Source organism: Streptosporangium nanhuense, from assembly GCF_059358815.1.
In genome coordinates this window covers 124,136-140,234 of sequence record NZ_JCADBG010000021.1, presented here as the reverse complement: position 1 = coordinate 140,234, position 16,099 = coordinate 124,136, and the positions used below count along the sequence as shown (strand labels likewise).

At 69.3% G+C, this 16,099-nt stretch carries 16 protein-coding genes; 11 read left to right on the top strand and 5 right to left on the bottom strand.

Annotation, left to right across the window (positions count from 1 at the left end; all coding sequences use genetic code 11):
- Positions 1 to 11 precede the first annotated feature (11 nt).
- The gene (locus AC5L38_RS33330) at positions 12 to 1,226 is read left to right on the top strand and encodes an adenosylmethionine--8-amino-7-oxononanoate transaminase (protein WP_495246809.1); all 1,215 of its coding nucleotides are present in this window, start codon (positions 12 to 14) and stop codon (positions 1,224 to 1,226) included.
- Between the two features lie 104 nt (positions 1,227 to 1,330).
- Here the strand turns inward: AC5L38_RS33330 and AC5L38_RS33325 are convergent, their stop codons facing one another.
- Positions 1,331 to 2,632 (bottom strand): MFS transporter, encoded by a 1,302-nt coding sequence (locus AC5L38_RS33325; protein WP_495246777.1) that lies wholly within the window; start codon positions 2,630 to 2,632, stop codon positions 1,331 to 1,333.
- A gap of 135 nt (positions 2,633 to 2,767) precedes the next feature.
- On the opposite strand from AC5L38_RS33325, the gene idi reads away from it, so the two are divergent.
- Positions 2,768 to 3,349, top strand: coding sequence for an isopentenyl-diphosphate Delta-isomerase (gene idi / locus AC5L38_RS33320; RefSeq protein ID WP_495246776.1), 582 nt, complete (start codon positions 2,768 to 2,770; stop codon positions 3,347 to 3,349).
- 130 nt (positions 3,350 to 3,479) lie between these two features.
- On the opposite strand, the gene AC5L38_RS33315 is transcribed toward idi, so the two are convergent.
- Both AC5L38_RS33315 and AC5L38_RS33310 read right to left on the bottom strand, forming a co-directional pair.
- Complete coding sequence (locus AC5L38_RS33315) at positions 3,480 to 4,559, bottom strand: inositol-3-phosphate synthase (protein WP_495246775.1); 1,080 nt, start codon at positions 4,557 to 4,559, stop codon at positions 3,480 to 3,482.
- 30 nt (positions 4,560 to 4,589) lie between these two features.
- On the bottom strand, positions 4,590 to 5,264 hold the full coding sequence (locus AC5L38_RS33310) for a PadR family transcriptional regulator (protein ID WP_344744221.1): 675 nt from the start codon (positions 5,262 to 5,264) through the stop codon (positions 4,590 to 4,592).
- Positions 5,265 to 5,971: 707 nt separating this feature from the next.
- Here AC5L38_RS33310 and AC5L38_RS33305 point away from each other — a divergent pair.
- From AC5L38_RS33305 to AC5L38_RS33295, 3 genes are all read left to right on the top strand, one after another.
- On the top strand, positions 5,972 to 8,599 hold the full coding sequence (locus AC5L38_RS33305) for a transglycosylase domain-containing protein (protein WP_495246774.1): 2,628 nt from the start codon (positions 5,972 to 5,974) through the stop codon (positions 8,597 to 8,599).
- Positions 8,599 to 9,906 carry a glycosyltransferase family 87 protein gene (locus tag AC5L38_RS33300; RefSeq protein WP_495246773.1) on the top strand — a complete coding sequence of 436 codons (1,308 nt, stop codon included), beginning with the start codon at positions 8,599 to 8,601 and terminating at the stop codon, positions 9,904 to 9,906. Before AC5L38_RS33305 ends, AC5L38_RS33300 begins: the two co-directional genes overlap by 1 nt.
- A gap of 211 nt (positions 9,907 to 10,117) precedes the next feature.
- Entirely contained in the window at positions 10,118 to 11,254 is a 1,137-nt protein-coding gene (locus AC5L38_RS33295) for a putative hexosyltransferase (protein ID WP_495246772.1), read from the top strand.
- A gap of 99 nt (positions 11,255 to 11,353) precedes the next feature.
- Here the strand turns inward: AC5L38_RS33295 and AC5L38_RS33290 are convergent, their stop codons facing one another.
- Positions 11,354 to 12,112, bottom strand: a complete 759-nt coding sequence (locus AC5L38_RS33290) for a deoxyribonuclease IV (RefSeq protein ID WP_495246771.1) — start codon at positions 12,110 to 12,112, stop codon at positions 11,354 to 11,356.
- Positions 12,113 to 12,207: 95 nt separating this feature from the next.
- On the opposite strand from AC5L38_RS33290, the gene AC5L38_RS33285 reads away from it, so the two are divergent.
- Complete coding sequence (locus AC5L38_RS33285) at positions 12,208 to 12,393, top strand: hypothetical protein (RefSeq protein ID WP_329088054.1); 186 nt, start codon at positions 12,208 to 12,210, stop codon at positions 12,391 to 12,393.
- 92 nt (positions 12,394 to 12,485) lie between these two features.
- Here AC5L38_RS33285 and AC5L38_RS33280 read toward each other — a convergent pair whose 3' ends face one another.
- A complete protein-coding gene (locus AC5L38_RS33280; RefSeq protein WP_495246770.1) occupies positions 12,486 to 12,797 on the bottom strand; it encodes a hypothetical protein in 312 nt (103 codons plus the stop codon).
- Positions 12,798 to 13,037: 240 nt separating this feature from the next.
- Between AC5L38_RS33280 and rpsF the strand changes: the two genes are divergently transcribed.
- The 5 genes from rpsF to AC5L38_RS33255 all read left to right on the top strand — a co-directional run bounded on the left by rpsF (position 13,038) and on the right by AC5L38_RS33255 (position 16,059).
- On the top strand, positions 13,038 to 13,328 hold the full coding sequence (rpsF, locus tag AC5L38_RS33275; protein WP_030919721.1) for a 30S ribosomal protein S6: 291 nt from the start codon (positions 13,038 to 13,040) through the stop codon (positions 13,326 to 13,328).
- A gap of 77 nt (positions 13,329 to 13,405) precedes the next feature.
- A complete protein-coding gene (locus tag AC5L38_RS33270; protein WP_495246769.1) occupies positions 13,406 to 13,972 on the top strand; it encodes a single-stranded DNA-binding protein in 567 nt (188 codons plus the stop codon).
- Positions 13,973 to 14,072: 100 nt separating this feature from the next.
- Positions 14,073 to 14,309, top strand: coding sequence for a 30S ribosomal protein S18 (gene rpsR / locus AC5L38_RS33265; protein WP_012895699.1), 237 nt, complete (start codon positions 14,073 to 14,075; stop codon positions 14,307 to 14,309).
- Positions 14,310 to 14,323: 14 nt separating this feature from the next.
- Positions 14,324 to 14,770 (top strand): 50S ribosomal protein L9, encoded by a 447-nt coding sequence (rplI, locus tag AC5L38_RS33260; RefSeq protein WP_389908772.1) that lies wholly within the window; start codon positions 14,324 to 14,326, stop codon positions 14,768 to 14,770.
- A 401-nt stretch (positions 14,771 to 15,171) separates the two neighbouring features.
- The gene (locus tag AC5L38_RS33255) at positions 15,172 to 16,059 is read left to right on the top strand and encodes an ABC transporter substrate-binding protein (protein WP_495246768.1); all 888 of its coding nucleotides are present in this window, start codon (positions 15,172 to 15,174) and stop codon (positions 16,057 to 16,059) included.
- The last annotated feature ends 40 nt before the right edge of the window (positions 16,060 to 16,099 follow it).

Sequence of the window (16,099 nt, the reverse complement as noted above, 5' to 3'; positions counted from 1 at the left end):
GGGGCGCGGAGATCGCGCTGCTCGACCGTGAGCACGTGTGGCACCCCTACGCGGCCACGCCCCAGCCGGTGGCGCCGCACGTGGTCTCCCGCGCGGACGGGGTGCGGCTGACGCTCGCCGACGGCCGCGAGCTGGTCGACGGCATGTCGTCCTGGTGGGCGGCCATCCACGGCTACAACCACCCCCGGCTCAACCGGGCGCTGAAGGACCAGCTGGAGGACATGGCGCACGTCATGTTCGGCGGGCTCACCCACGAGCCGGCCGTGCGGCTGGCCTCCACGCTCGCCGCCATGACAGGGCTGCCGAAGGTGTTCCTCGCCGACTCGGGGTCGGTCGCCGTCGAGGTCGCGATCAAGATGGCGTTCCAGCTCACCGGCAGGGGACGGCTGCTCACGGTGCGGGGCGGCTACCACGGCGACACCTTCGGGGCGATGTCGGTCTGCGACCCGGTCAACGGCATGCACCACCTGTTCTCCGGCGTGCTGCCCGAGCACGTGTTCGCCGACCGGCCGCCGCGCGAGTACGACGAGGGCCACGCGGCCCGGCTGGCGGACCTGGTGGCCCGGCACGCCGGCGAGCTGGCCGCGATCATCGTGGAGCCGGTCGTCCAGGGGGCGGGCGGCATGCACTTCTACCACCCGGCCTACCTGCGGCTGCTCCGCGAGCTGGCCGACGAGCACGGCGTCCTGCTGATCGCCGACGAGATCGCCACCGGGTTCGGCAGGACCGGGGAGCTGTTCGGCTGCGACCACGCCGGGATCAGGCCCGACATCATGTGCCTGGGCAAGGCCCTGACCGGCGGATACATGTCGATGGCCGCGACGCTGTGCACCGAGCGGGTGGCCGAGGGCGTCGGCGTGCTGATGCACGGGCCGACGTTCATGGGCAACCCGCTGGCCGCGGCCGTCGCGAACGCCTCCCTGGAGCTGCTGCGGGAGCGCCCGTGGCGCGAGGAGGTGGCCCGGATCGAGGCGGGCCTCCTCGCGGGCCTGGCCGGGGCCTCGGGGGCTCCCGGGGTGCGGGACGTGCGGGTCCTCGGCGCGATCGGGGTGATCGAGACCCACGAGCCCGTCGACGTCCCCGCCGTCCAGGACCTCGTCATGCGGCACGGCGTCTGGCTCCGCCCGTTCGGACGGCTGATCTACGCGATGCCGCCCTACTCGATCGGCGACGGCGACCTGGAGAGGGTCACGACGGCGATGAAGGCGGCGGCCCGGTCCCTGTGAGGACCGGGCGTCGGACGGCGGCGGACGGCTCGCTGTGAGGACCGGGCGGCGGTGACGGCGGCGGCCCGGTCACCGTGGTGATCACAATGACCGGGACGACCCTGTCACTGTGAGGGCGACGACGGCAGCGGCTCGATCACCCGGGCCGGTGTGACGACCCGGTAGATCACCGCGCCCGCGACGTATCCGGCGGCGATGACCGCCAGCACGAGCAGCGACCTGCCGTCCGGCGGGAGCAGCGCCGCGGCCAGGGCGGCGGCCAGCACGTAGCTGCCGTTGAAGAGCATGTCGTAGATGGAGAAGGCCCGGCCCAGGTAGGCGTCCTGGAGGTCCCGCTGGACGGCGGTGTCGGCGCAGATCTTGATGCTCTGCCCGGCGATGCCGAGGACGAGGCCCGCGACCGCGAACCCCCACTGCTGGAACGGCGCGCAGAGCGCCAGCGTCAGCACCCCGGCGGTGACCAGCATGGCCGGGACCCACCGCTCGATGCCGAAGCGCTCGGTGGCCCACGGCGTGACCAGGATGGCCAGGAAGTAGCCGACCCCCGAGGTGGCGACCACGATGGAGACCGCGTTCAGCGCGTCCTCGGCGTTCTCGGCGAAGTAGTAGCGCGACAGCAGCACGAGCATGGCCGTGCACATGCCGTACATGAACCGGTGGGTCGCCATCGCGCCCATCGCCGCGGCGGCGGCGCGGTGCCGGGCGAGGTGCCGCGCGCCGTCGGCCAGGCCGGTCAGCACGTGGCGTACTGCCTCGCGGGCCTGCGGCCGGGCGGGGTCGTAGGCGGGACCGAGCAGCCGCCTGCCCATGGTCATGGAGATGAGCGCGCTGAGCCCGAAGACGAGACCTGAGACGACCAGCAGCACCGCGGTGCCCCGGTGGTCGGAGCCGAAGACCGCCCGGAGCAGGTAGCCGGCGCCGATGCCCACGAAGGTGAGCACGGTGCCGGAGGTCGGGGTGACGGCGTTGGCCACCATCAGCCGGTCGGCGGGCACGACGTGCGGGAGCGAGGCCCCCAGCGCGGACAGGAAGAAGCGGTTCACCCCGAGCACGCCGAGCGCGGCGGCGTAGAAGACCCCGTCGGGGGCGTCCGCGGCGACGAGCGCCGCCGCGGCGAGCAGCAGCGCCCCGCGGACCAGCGGCGCGATCACCAGGATCTGCCGCCGTGACCAGCGGTCGATGAACACCCCGACGAAGGGGCCGAGGATCGAGTACGGGAGCAGCAGCACGGCCAGCCCGGCGGCGATCTCCACCGCGCTCGTGCTCTTCTCCGGGCTGAAGAACGCGAACCCGGCCACGGCGAACTGGAAGATCCCGTCGGAGAACTGCGAGACCAGGCGGGTCGCGTACAGCCTCCGGAAGTCCCGACCTTCCAGGACCACGCGTAGATCGGATACGAATGACACGCGCTCAGCCTATGTGCGACCGCCATGGGCGGGCATCGGGTACATCCCTGATTAGCTAAATGGACATTTAGTACCTTTGCCTACGTATCGCTTAGGGGGCGCGGTAAACCGACATGATCACGTACCCTCGGTCGAGTGACACCTGATGAACACGTTGTGCTCGTCGACACCGAGGGAAACGCGATCGGCACGGCGGCCAAGGCCACGGTGCACGGTCTCGACACTCCCCTCCACCTGGCCTTCTCCAGTTACGTGTTCGACGAGCAGGGGCGGGTCCTCCTCTCCCGCCGCGCACTGCACAAGATCACCTGGCCGGGGGTGTGGACCAACAGCTGTTGCGGCCACCCCCTGCCCGGCGAGCCGCTTCCCGAGGCGGTGACCCGCAGGCTCTCCCACGAGCTGGGCCTCGCGGCCGGCCAGGTCGATCTCCTCCTGCCCCGCTTCTCCTACCGCGCGGTCATGGACAACGGCACCGTCGAGCGGGAGCTGTGCCCGGTCTACCGGGTGCTCGTGACCGCGGAGGCGGTGCCCAACGCCGACGAGGTCGACGACGTCCGCTGGATGCCGTGGAAGGAGTTCACCGACGGGGTGCTCGGCGACCGCCTGGCGATCTCCCCCTGGTGCCGCGAGCAGGTCCCCCAGCTGGTCGAGCTCGGCGCCGACCCGCTCACCTGGCGGGCCGCCGACCCGGCCGATCTCCCACCCGCCGCCCGCTGACCGCTGACCCGCTCGCTGATCGTACGACGTGCGGGTCTGGCGCCCCGCGGCCTCCGACACGCGGAGAGCCCCCGGCCCGACACGGGCCGGGGGCTCTCCCCGTCTGAACCTGACGTCCGGCGTCGCCGGGTCAGCGCTCGACCTCGCCGCGGATGAACTTCTCCACGTAGTCGCGCGCCTCGTCGTCGGAGTACTGCTCCGGCGGCGACTTCATGAAGTACGAGGAGGCGGACAGGATCGGGCCGGAGATGCCCCGGTCAAGCGCGATCTTGGCGGCGCGCACCGCGTCGATGATGATGCCGGCGGAGTTGGGGGAGTCCCAGACCTCGAGCTTGTACTCCAGGTTGAGGGGAGTGTCGCCGAAGGACCTGCCCTCCAGGCGCACGTACGCCCACTTGCGGTCGTCGAGCCACGGCACGTGGTCCGACGGGCCGATGTGCACGTCGGCCTTCTGCATCTCGTGCGGGATCTGCGAGGTGACCGACTGGGTCTTGGAGATCTTCTTGGACTGCAGGCGCTTGCGCTCCAGCATGTTCATGAAGTCCATGTTGCCGCCGAAGTTCAGCTGGTACGTGCGGAGCAGCTCGACGCCGCGGTCCTCGAACAGCTTGGCCATCACGCGGTGCGTGATGGTCGCGCCGACCTGCGACTTGATGTCGTCACCGACGATCGGGACGCCGGCGTCGACGAACTTCTGGGCCCACGTGGGGTCGGAGGCGATGAACACCGGCAGCGCGTTGACGAACGCGACCTTCGCGTCGAGGGCGCACTGGGCGTAGAAGCGGTCGGCCTCCTCCGAGCCCACGGGCAGGTAGGAGACGAGCACGTCGACCTTGCTGTCCTTGAGCACCTGGACGACGTCGACCGGGGTCTCGTCGGACTCCTCCACCATCTCCCGGTAGTACTCGCCCAGACCGTCGTAGGTGGGGCCGCGCTGCACCGTGACGCCGAGCGGCGGCACGTCACAGATCTTGATCGTGTTGTTCTCCGAGGCCACGATCGCCTCGGACAGGTCGCGCCCGACCTTCTTGGCGTCCACGTCGAACGCCGCGACGAACTCCACGTCACCGACGTGGTAGTCGCCGAACTTGACGTGCATCAGGCCCGGCACCCGGGCACCGGGGTCGGCGTCCCGGTAGTAGTGCACGCCCTGAATGAGCGACGTGGCACAGTTGCCTACACCGACAATGGCTACGCGCACCGAACCCATGGCACTCGCTCCCCTTTGTTGTCTCAGTGGTCAGTTCTCTTCCGGGGTGGCGTGCCGCCCCGTCGTGCCCGTCCCTGGCGCGGGCGCCCTGGACGTCTCATCTCGCGCGGGCCGGCGTTCCCCCTCCGGCGGCGATGCTCGCCGTTCGGTGGCGATCAGCTCATTCAACCAGCGCACTTCGCGTTCGACCGACTCCAGACCGTGACGCTGGAGCTCGAGGGTGTAGCTGTCCAGCCGTTCGCGCGTACGGGCGAGTGCCGTGCGCACGGCGTCCAGCCGCTCCTCGAGCCGGCTGCGTCGACCTTCGAGGATGCGCAGGCGCACCTCGGCCTCGGTGTGCCTGAAGAAGGCGAAGTGGACGCCGAAGCTCTCGTCCTCCCAGGCGGAAGGACCGGCCTGGGTGAGGAGTTCCTGGAGGCGTTCCTTGCCCTCCGCTGTCAGCTTGTAGACGATCTTCGAACGGCGGCCGGGGAGCACGATGGCGCTGTCGGCGGCCGTGGTGGCCGCGGCGGCGTCGCCGTCTTCGACGATCAGCCCGTCGGTGAGCAACTGACGGAGGCACGGGTAGAGGGAGCCGTAGGAGAACGCCCGGAACATGCCGAGCAGCGCGTTGAGCCGTTTGCGCAGCTCATAGCCGTGTAGCGGGGTCTCGTGCAACGACCCGAGCACGGCCAGCTCCAGCACGCCGCCTCGTCCGCCGGCCACTGGAAACCACCACCTCTCGCGTCGATGTATCGAACCGATACATCGACAGGATACGTCCATCCAACATAAGGCTGCAATCAGCGACTTTCCCAAGTGGTTGGGAGCAAACGACAAAAAGGCCGTAGTCTGGCGCGTATGTGGTCACAGCAGGCGGTCGTGGGACACGGTCCTCGCGCGGCGTGGACCGCTTTCCAATACCCGGAATCCCGCGTCAACCTGGGAGAGGTCTGCCAAGGTTGTTGCCGGAACCACCCGACGATCTCGTTCGTCGCCGGGAATGGAGATCCACCCGAATAGGCCGGCTACCAGTGAGCCAAGGCGGCGGGATCTCCGGTGATCAGGATGTAGTCTCGCCCGCCTGCACGCCGTCGTAGACCCCGATGACCGAACGAGGACGCGTGAGTTACAGCCACAGCAATGACCCGGAGCCGGACGGGCGCCATGAGGGCGCCGACGGGTCGGCTCGTCAGGGGCGGCGCCGTCGCTCAAGCCCAGGAGCCGCTCCCCGTGCAGTTCCCCCTCCGCAAAATCCCCAAACCGGTGCGAGCTGGGATTCTTCCCAGCAGGCCGGGCCGCCGCGGGCGGGAGCCGATCCCCGGACCGCGATGATGCCCCAGCAGGGCGGGATGCCCTATTCCGGCGGCGCGTCCCAGCAGCCCGGCGGACCGCCCCGGCGCGACGCGGGCGCCCCCGGCGGCCCTGGGAGCATGCCTGCGCGCGGCCCCGGTGGCCCCGGGGGGCCCGGCGGGACGCCCCAGCGCGGCCCCGGCGCCCCCGGCGCCCCCGGCGAGACGCGCCGCCGCGACACCGACCCGACCGGCCGCCGCGCCGAGGCCGCCTTCGAGGACACCCAGTCGATGCTCGCCGCCCAGGCGGGCGGCGGGCGTTCCGCCGGTTCGAGGCCGGGCGACGGCGGACGCAGGCGCCGCGGGCGCGGCGCGGGCGGTCCCGTCCCGGGCGGACCGGGGGGCCCCGAGGGCCCCGGAGGACCCGGGGGAGACGGCCCCGATGACGACGACGAGCCCCAGGCCAGGAGGTGGACGCGCTTCCTGCCCAACTGGAAGATCGTCATGGCCAGCTTCGTGGTGCTCAGCGCCGGCGTCTTCGGCATGATCGCGGTCGCCTACGCCAACACGCCCATTCCCTCGACCACGCAGGCCAGCGCGGACGACCGGGGCAGCGTGATCTACTACCGCGACAAGAAGACCCCGATCGCGCGACTCGGCGTCCAGCGCGTCCCGGTGAAGCTCAAGCAGATCCCCATGCACGTCCAGGACGCGGCGATCGCCCTGGAGAACCAGACCTTCCGCACCGACAGCGGCATCGACCTCGCGGGCATGGCCCGCTCGGTCTGGAGCACCGTGAGCGGCACCCAGCTCCAGGGCGCCTCGACCATCACCCAGCAGATGGCGCGCGGCTACTACGAGGGTCTCAGCCAGGAGGTCTCGATCCAGCGCAAGATCAAGGAGATCTTCGTCTCGGTCAAGCTGAGCAAGGAGAAGACCAAGGACGAGATCCTGGAGGAGTACTTCAACCTCATCTACTTCGGTCGCGGCGCGTACGGCATCCAGGCGGCCGCGAAGACGTTCTTCAACAAGAACGTCGGCCAGCTGACCGTGCCGGAGGGCGCCTACCTGGCCGCCCGGGTCCAGAACCCGAACGCCTTCGACGTCCAGGAGCAGGCCAAGGACTACTCCGCGATCAAGTGGCGGTTCGGCGCCGCGCTCAAGAACATGGCGGAGATGGACCCCGCCGCGTACGGCAAGTACGCGGCGAGCCCCTTCGAGGACCTGAAGTTCAAGGAGAGGTCGACCGCCAACACCTACAAGGGCCTCAAGGGCTACATGCTCAACATCGTCCTCCGGGAGCTCAAGGCGCGGGGCATCGAGCGGGAGGACCTCGACACCGAGGGCTACAAGGTCTACACCACCTTCGACGAGAAGATGATGGAGCAGGCGCAGAAGGCGGTGAAGGCCCGCACCGCCGGCCTGGAGCGGACCATCCACGCCAGGCTCGCCTCGGTGGACCCGAAGAACGGACGGGTGCTCGCCTTCTACAGCGGCGACGACTTCGTCAACGACTTCAACAACCGCGCGTTCGACTCCACCAAGCAGGCGGCGTCGGCGTTCAAGCCCTACGTGCTCGCGGCCTGGCTGGAGAACGACAAGTCGCTCGACAGCCTCGTCGACGGCATGAAGACGATCAAGATGCCCGGCACCACCCCGATCAGCAACTCGGGGAACCAGGCGTTCGGGCCGATCGACATGGTCAGGGCCATGGCCAGCTCGGTCAACACCGTCTTCGTGCAGATGGGCGAGGAGGTGACCCTCGAGGAGGTGGCGAGGATCGCCAAGGAGGCGGGCGTCGGCGAGACGGCCAAGTACAACCCCTCCTACGGGGGCAAGAACGCGGTCGACTACGCGGTCGCGGAGCAGAAGTACCAGGTCACCATCGGCAGCGCCTCGGTCACCGCGGTCGAGCAGGCCGCCGGCTACGGGATCTTCGCCAACGAGGGCAAGCACTTCGACTGGCACACCGTCACCAAGGTGACCACGGTCGAAGGCGACGTCGTGCTCTCCGAGCAGGTCGTCGAGAAGCAGGTCATCACGCCCGAGACCGCCGCCGACACGACTGTCGCGCTGCAGCAGGTCGTCAGGGGCGGCACCGGCGGCGCCGCCAACCTCGGCACGCGGCCGGTGGCCGGCAAGACCGGCACGAACAACGGCTACAAGGACGCCTGGTTCGTCGGCTTCACCCCGCAGATCGTCACCGCGGTCGGAATGTCCAACGACGTGCCCTACAACAGGGCCGGGACGCGCAAGCTCAAGGTCAACAAGTACGGCCTGCCGAGCAAGAAGCTCAAGGACGAGCAGATCCTCTGGAAAGAACAGCCGATGCCCGAGTTCATCGGCGGTGGCGGCACCCCGACCCAGATCTGGCACGACTACATGCAGGCCGTGACCGCCAAGGACGAGGTCCTGCAGTTCCCGCCGAGGGCCAACACCGGTACGCGGAACAACCTGGTCACTCCCACGCCGACGCCCACCCCGGAGCCGACGATGGAGGACACCAACCCGTTCCCCGACGAGAACGGCGACGACGGCGGCTGGTCGGACGACAACAACAACGACGGCGGCGGCGAGCAGGGCGAGCCCGAGGGCCGCGAGTGCCTGCCCTGGGACGGCTCGTGCGACGTCGGCGACGACGGCGGTCCGGGCAACGACCCGCCGACCGGCGAGGTGGAACAGAACGGCGGGCCCGACACGTTCGGCGCCCCCGGCACCCCGGGCGCGGCCCTGGCCCCGACACCCTCGCCGAGCGGACGGCGTCCCTGATGAAGAACCTCCTGTCGCCGCGGAGCCCGCTGCCCGAGTTCGGCACCCGGGCCATCCCGTACGTGCCCCTGGCCCTGTTCGCGGGGCTGGGGGCGGTCCTGGCCTGGTTCTGGAAGTGGCCGTGCCGCGTCGACGGGGCGTGGAACCACGGGACCCTGCAGTTCACGAACTTCTGTTACACCGACATCTATCCCCTGTGGTGGAACGAGAAGCTCAACGAGGGCAAGATCCCCTATTTCGACTATCCGGTCGAGTACCCCGTCGGCATCGGCGGGATCATGGAGTTCTTCCGCCGGATCGTCACCCCGATGAGCGACCAGGGGACGGCGTTCTACGACCTCACCGTCATCCTCATGGCGGTCTGCCTGGTCGTCGGCGTGCTGCTGATGGCCACGCTGGCCGGTCCCGCCAGGCGCTGGGACGCGCTATGGTACGCCCTGGCCCCCGCGCTGATCCTCACCGCGTACATCAACTGGGACCTGGCGGCCAACGCCCTCGCGCTGGGCGCGCTGCTGGCCTGGTCGAAGCGGAAGCAGTGGCTCGCGGGCATCCTGCTGGGCCTGGCGATCGCCACCAAGTTCTACCCGCTGATGTTCCTCGGCCCGCTGTTCCTGCTGACGTTGCGCACCGGCAGGTGGATGCCGTTCCTCAAGACGGTCGGCGGCGTCGCGGGCGCCTGGCTCGTCGTCAACGTGCCGATCATGGTCTTCGCCTTCGACGGCTGGAAGCGGTTCTACGTCTTCAGCCAGGAGCGCCCGGCCGACTGGGGCTCCATCTGGTACTTCTTCAACCAGAAGCAGTGGCCGATCCTGGGCGACTCCGAGCTCCTCGACAAGCTGGGCGTCGTCTCGCTCGCCGCGTTCTGCCTGGCGATCGCCGTGATCACCCTGACGGCCAAGACCCGTCCCCGCCTGATGCAGCTGTGCTTCCTCACCCTGGCGGCGTTCATGCTGACCAACAAGGTGTGGTCGCCGCAGTACGTGCTCTGGCTGATCCCCTTCGCGGTGCTGGCCAGGCCGGGCTGGAAGCCGATCGCGCTCTGGCAGCTCGCCGAGTGCTGGTACTTCTTCGCGATCTGGCTCTATCTCGTCGGCATCCAGCCGGGCAACGAGGCGCTGGGCATCGCGGGTGACACCTACTTCACCGCCGTGTGGGCCCGCGCGATCACCATCCTGATCATGATGGCGTTCGTCGTACGGGACATCTTCGTCCCGGACAAGGACGTGATCCGCGAGGACGGGACCGACGACCAGGCGGGTGGCGTCTTCGACGGGGCACCCGACCGCTTCCGGCTCGCGCTCGCCTAGCGCCGGGCTGAAACGTTCGCGCCGAGCGGGTCCGGCGCGCCCGGCGTGCCCGGTGGGGTGACGGGAGGAGGCGGCGGTGCGTCCGCCGAGGTGAAACGGGCCGGGGCGAGCGCCCGGCGGGTCCGGCGAGATGGCAGGAGGCGGAGTGGGGCTGTTCAGCGAGCGTCCGAGTCTGGCGGTCCGCCGAGATGATCCGGGACAATCCGACCTTGTGACCACTCCTCCAGCTCCCCCGCGCGACACCCCTCCGCGCGACACCGCGACGGAAGGGCTGCTGCTCTGGCTGGCCTCCCGGCTGGGAATCGTCGTCCTGGTCGTCGTCGGCGCCCAGGCGCTGATGGAGGGGGACGCCGTACCGAGGCCGTTCCTGGAGCGCTGGCGCAACTGGGACGCGAACCTCCTCGTCACCATCGCCGAGCACGGCTACGACGGTGTCCCGGGCAGCGAACCCGACAGGGGGCTGCCCGCCTTCTTCCCCGGGATGCCGCTGATGCTCCGCGCGGTGCATCTCGTGATCGACGACTGGACGCTCGCCGGTCTGCTGATCTCCCTGGTGGCCGGTGCCGTCGCGATGGCGGCGCTCGCCAAACTGGCCGAGTTCGAGGGGCCGGAGGGAACCGGCCGGCGCGCGGTGCTGGCGCTGCTGCTCTGGCCGATGGCGGTGTTCCTGTTCGCGGGCTACAGCGAGTCGCTCTTCCTGGCCTTCGCCGTTCCCGCCTGGCTCGCGGCGCGTCAGGGCCGCTGGCCGCTCGCCGCGGCCCTGGCGGCGGGCGCCTCCTGCGTGCGCATCACCGGCCTTTTCCTGGCCGTCGCGCTGATCGTGGAGTTCCTCGTCCGCAGGCAGCCCGTGCGGCAGGCGGGGTGGCTGCTCCTCCCGTTCGTGCCGCTGGCGCTCTACTCCGCCTACCAGTACTCCCGTACGGGCGACTGGCTGGCCTGGAAGACCGCGCAGGAGGCCGGCTGGGGACGTCACATGGTGTGGCCCTGGGAGTCGCTGATGACGACCTTGAACGCGAGCATGGGGGACGGACGGTCCGCCTGGGCGTTCCGGCTGGAGATCGCGGGGGCGATCGTCGGGGTGGTGCTCGTGCTGGTCCTGCTCTACCTGCGGAGGTGGAGCGAACTGGTCTACGTGGGACTGCAGGTGGGCGCCCTGTTGTGCTCCGCCTACTATCTGTCGGTCCCGCGTTCGGCGCTGCTGTGGTGGCCGCTCTTCATCCTGATCGCCAGGGCGAGCAGCGGGCCGGCGCCGTGGCGACGATGGATCATCATCGTCTACGCCCTGGTGGTGGGCCCGTTGATGGCGCTCAACGTATTGATCTTCGCCGACGGCGCCTGGGTGGGCTGAGCCGCGGGGACGTCCCCCTTACCCACTCTTCGGGAAAAGTAATCCCATGAAGTTATCCACAGGCTGTGGATTCGTCCCGGAGCATCCCAGGATTTCCTGCTAGAGCTTCGTCCTGAGGAAGGCGATGTCCTCGGCCTGACCGTCGAAGGGGGTCTCCACCACGATCGGGGCGTTCGCGCTCCGGCAGACCCCGAGGATGAGCTCGGGGTCGATCTGGCCCGCGCCGAGGCTCGCGTGCCGGTCGGCGCCGGAGTCGAAGGCGTCGCGCGAGTCGTTGCAGTGGATCAGGTCGATCCTGCCGGTGATCGCCATGACCCGCTCGACCACGTCCGCCAGGTCCTCGCCGCCCGCGTGGGCGTGGCAGGTGTCGAGGCAGAAGCCCACGTCGAAGCCGTCGAGCGCGTCCCACAGCCGGGCGATCCGCTCGAGCTTGCGCGCCATCGCGTTGCCGCCGCCCGCGGTGTTCTCGATGAGCACGGGCACCTCGTGCTCCTCCAGGCGCTCGAACACCTTGCGCCAGTTGTCGAAGCCCTTCTGCGGGTCGTCCCCGGCGCCGACGTGCCCGCCGTGGACGATCAGCCCCCGGGCGCCCAGCTTGGCCGCCGCCGCGAGGTGCGCGCTCAGCAGCTTGCGGCTGGGGATGCGCACCCGGTTGTTGACCGTCGCCACGTTGATCACGTACGGGGCGTGGACGTAGACCTCCACGTCCGAGTCCTTGATCTCCCGCGTCTTCTCGCCGATGACCGGGGCCTTCCACCCCTTGGGGTCACCGAGGAAGAACTGCACGACCTCCGCGCCGCGCGCCCTGGCGTGCGCCAGCGGGTCGTCCTGATCGACATGAGCTCCGATAAGCGGCATGTATCCGAGAGTAGCCGTTTCAACGCCGAGGGCATGGGCAGTCGCAGGTCGCGCCCCACCGCCCGCCCCCACGGGCCAACCCCAAGGAGTTCCAAGTGGCTGCTCGCTATCGCAGAGGGATCAGTCTCATCGGCCTCATCTACATCCTGATCGGCATCTACGTCGCCTGGGTGTACGACTACATCACCCCCGCACTCCTGAAGGACATCGCCGAGGCACTGCTCGCGGTCTTCCTGTGGTTCCTCATCCTGCTGGGTGTGGACCTGCGCCTGGCCGGTTAGCCGTCGCCCGTCCGCGTGCCGCTCGCCGGCCCGGCCCCCCCGGCCCGCGTGGCCGGACCCTCGCCGGTGTGGCCCTCGGCAGATTCGGGACCCTATGGGAAAAAACCCCCATTGCGGATGCCGAAGGCCACACCGACGAACGAGGCCACGATGCCCACGATGTTCAGCGCGCGCTCCGACGTCGTCGCGGAGACGTACTGGGAGTAGAGCCCGCCGACGAACCCCAGCACCCCCAGGAACGACGCGACGGAGTGCGCGGAGGGGATGAGCCCGGCCACGAAGGCGATCAGCCCGCAAAGGATCGTGCCGACGCTCAGCACGTTCTCCAGGGGGTGGCGCCGCCCGTCGCTGTTCAGCCTGAACCGGGAGGGCCCGCTTCGCCTGTTCCCGGACGCGGGTGACATCCCCACCGCCCCCTCTCCCCTGCGGACGTGCCCGTTTTCCCTGATGGGGACGTGCCCGGCGAGGTGACGGCCCAACCCTTGCCGGACTGGTAGGCTGGCACGGCTACGTCGAATGGGTGTGTCATGGCCCACCCTCCACCCCGAGCGCCGAAATGGGAACCCGGGGTGAAGTACGTCAGCGTCCTCCTGTCACGGCACGGTGTCGTGACCGCAAGAGTCCAGAGGAGGTTGGAAGTCAGCATGCGCCGTTACGAAGTGATGGTCATTCTTGACCCCTCGCTCGATGAGCGTACGGTCGCCCCTTCCCTCGACCAGTTCCTCACGGTCGTCCGCAACGACGGCGGCACCGTGGAGAAGGTCGACGTGTGGGGTCGCCGCAGGCTGTCCTACGACATCGCGAAGAAGCCCGAGGGCATCTACGCCGTCATCGACCTGAGCGCCGAGCCCGCCACGGTCAAGGAGCTCGACCGGCAGATGAACCTCAACGAGGGAATCCTGCGCACCAAGGTCCTGCGCCCGGACGTGCACTAATCTCCGGCATTTTGTCGGACGGCAGCCGTACTCTGAGCCGATAACCAGCGAAGGCCGCAGGAAGGGCAGCGCTAGCCATGGCAGCAGGCGACACCACGATCACCATCGTCGGCAACCTCGTCGACGATCCGGAGCTGCGCTTCACCCCCACGGGGCAAGCGGTGGCCCGGTTTCGCATCGCGTCCACTCCGAGGTTCCTCGACAAGACGACCAACGAGTGGAAAGACGGCGAAGGCCTGTTCCTGACCTGCAACGTGTGGCGGCAGGCGGCGGAGAACGCCGCCGAGAGCCTCCAGCGCGGTATGCGGGTCATCGTTCAGGGACGGCTCCGTCAGAGGTCTTACGAGACCAAGGAAGGCGAGAAGCGCACCGTCTACGAGGTCGAGGTCGACGAGGTCGGCCCCTCCCTGCGCAACGCGACCGCCAAGGTCAACAAGACCGCCCGTCAGGGCGGTGGCGGCGGTGGCGGCTTCGGTGGCGGCCCCGCCAACGACCCGTGGGCCTCCGCGGCGCCGGCCGCACCGCAAGGTGGCGGCTTCGGCGGCGGCGGTGGCAACAACTACGGTGGCGGCGGCGGTCAGCAGCAGCAGCAGGGTGGCGGCGGCTTCGGCGGCGGCGACTTCAGCGACGAACCGCCTTTCTAGGGACGCCCCTTCGGGGCGGCACGACCGCGTCCCGAAATCCCAGTCCATATCCGCAGCGACCATTCCCGCCTGACGGCGGGGCTCTGAAAGGAGCACCACGATGGCCAAGCCGGCACTGCGCAAGCCTAAGAAGAAGGTTTGCCTGTTCTGCCACGACAAGATCTCCTACGTCGACTACAAGGACACGGCGCTGCTTCGGAAGTTCATCTCCGACCGCGGCAAGATCCGTGCCCGCCGGGTGACGGGCAACTGCACCCAGCACCAGCGTGACGTGGCGACCGCTATCAAGAACGCTCGTGAGATGGCGCTCCTGCCGTACATGAGCACCGCGCGCTAAGGAGGTCCGGACAGATGAAGCTCATTCTCACCAGTGAGGTCACCGGCCTCGGCGCCCCCGGCGACATCGTCGAGGTCAAGAGCGGCTACGGCCGCAACTACCTGCTTCCCCGCGGCTTCGCGATCCTCTGGACGCGCGGCGGCGAGAAGCAGATCTCCTCGATCAAGAAGGCCCGTGACGCCCGCGAGATTCGCGACCTCGGCACCGCCAAGGAAGTCGCCGGCCAGCTGCAGGCCCTGAAGGTGGTCCTGAAGACGAAGGCCGGCGAGTCCGGCCGCCTCTTCGGCTCCATCACCACGGGTGACGTCGCCGACGCCGTCAAGGCCGCCGGTGGCCCCCTGCTCGACCGCCGTCGCATCGAGATCGCCTCCGCGATCAAGAGCCTCGGTTCCCACCGGGTCAGCGTCAAGCTGCACCCGGAGGTCTCCGCGTCCCTCGATGTCGAGGTCGTCGCGGCCTGACAGGCCCCGTGCGACAAGGGCCCCTCCCCGCTCGGGGAGGGGCCCTTGTCCTTGTCCGGCCCTCCCGCGAGCTCGGAAGGGAGGCGAGAGCCGCCCTTTCCCGACCCTCCCGCGAGTTTTCGGGAGGCTGGCGGTAGCCGCCCTTCCCGGTTCTCTCCCACCCCCGCGAGACCGGTTGAGAACGGCGTTCCCGATCTTCCCCGGGCTCGGAGGTGGGTGCGAACGCCTTCCGTGGGCCCGAAGGCCGGTGAGAACGGCCTTCCCGGTCTCCGGCCGGGCCGGGAGGCCGGTGAAAACCTTCTTTTCCGCCGGGGAAATTTCATATTCTGGTACCCCATTACCCCAGGTCACTGCGAGTACATACAATTCGGGAACCGTTGCTTCGCCCTGGAGGTTTTGTCATGGTCCGTCCCTCGACGCTGTTCGCGCTCGGTGCCCTCGCGGCGACCGCGGTGGCCTGTGCGCCGGCCTCGGAAACCACGACCCAGGCGAGCCCCGCGTCAAGCGCCTCCGGCGGCGCCTCCACGTCCGCCGACGCCTGCGCCAAGGACGGCCTCGCGCTGAAGACCCCCGGCAAGCTGACCATCGGCACCGACAAGCCCGCCTACGACCCGTGGTTCAGCGACGACGACCCGGCCAACGGCAAGGGCTTCGAGAGCGCGGTCGCCTACGCCGTCGCGGGACAGCTTGGCTTCGCCAAGGACGACGTCACCTGGGCCACGGTGAAGTTCGACTCCGCGTTCGCGCCGGGCGCCAAGCAGTTCGACTTCGACGTCAACCAGGTGTCGGTGACCCCCGACCGGGCCAAGGTCGTCGACTTCAGCAAGGGCTACTACACGGTCAAGCAGGCCGTGGTCGCGCTGGACGGTTCCAAGGTCGCCTCGGCCACGGACCTGGCGAGCCTGAAGGACGCCAAGATCGGCGTGCAGATCGGCACCACCTCGCTGCAGGCGGTCAAGGACGTCATCAAGCCGTCGTCCGACCCCAACGTCTACAACGAGCAGATCGACGCCGTCAACGCGCTGAAGAACAAGCAGGTCGACGCCGTGGTGGTGGACCTGCCCACCGCCTTCTACGTGACCGCGGCCCAGGTCGAGAACTCCAAGATCGTCGGCCAGTTCGGCGCGGCCTCCGGGGAGCCCGAGGTCTTCGGCGCGGTCTTCGAGAAGGGCAGCCCGCTGGTGAGCTGCGTCGACGAGGCCATCGACAAGCTGACCGCCTCCGGTGAGCTGGCGAAGATCGAGACCGAGTGGCTCGGCTCCGCCGCGGGCGCACCGGAGCTGAAGTGACCCTGGAGCACCACCCTTCGACGTCGTCCACGCTCACGCA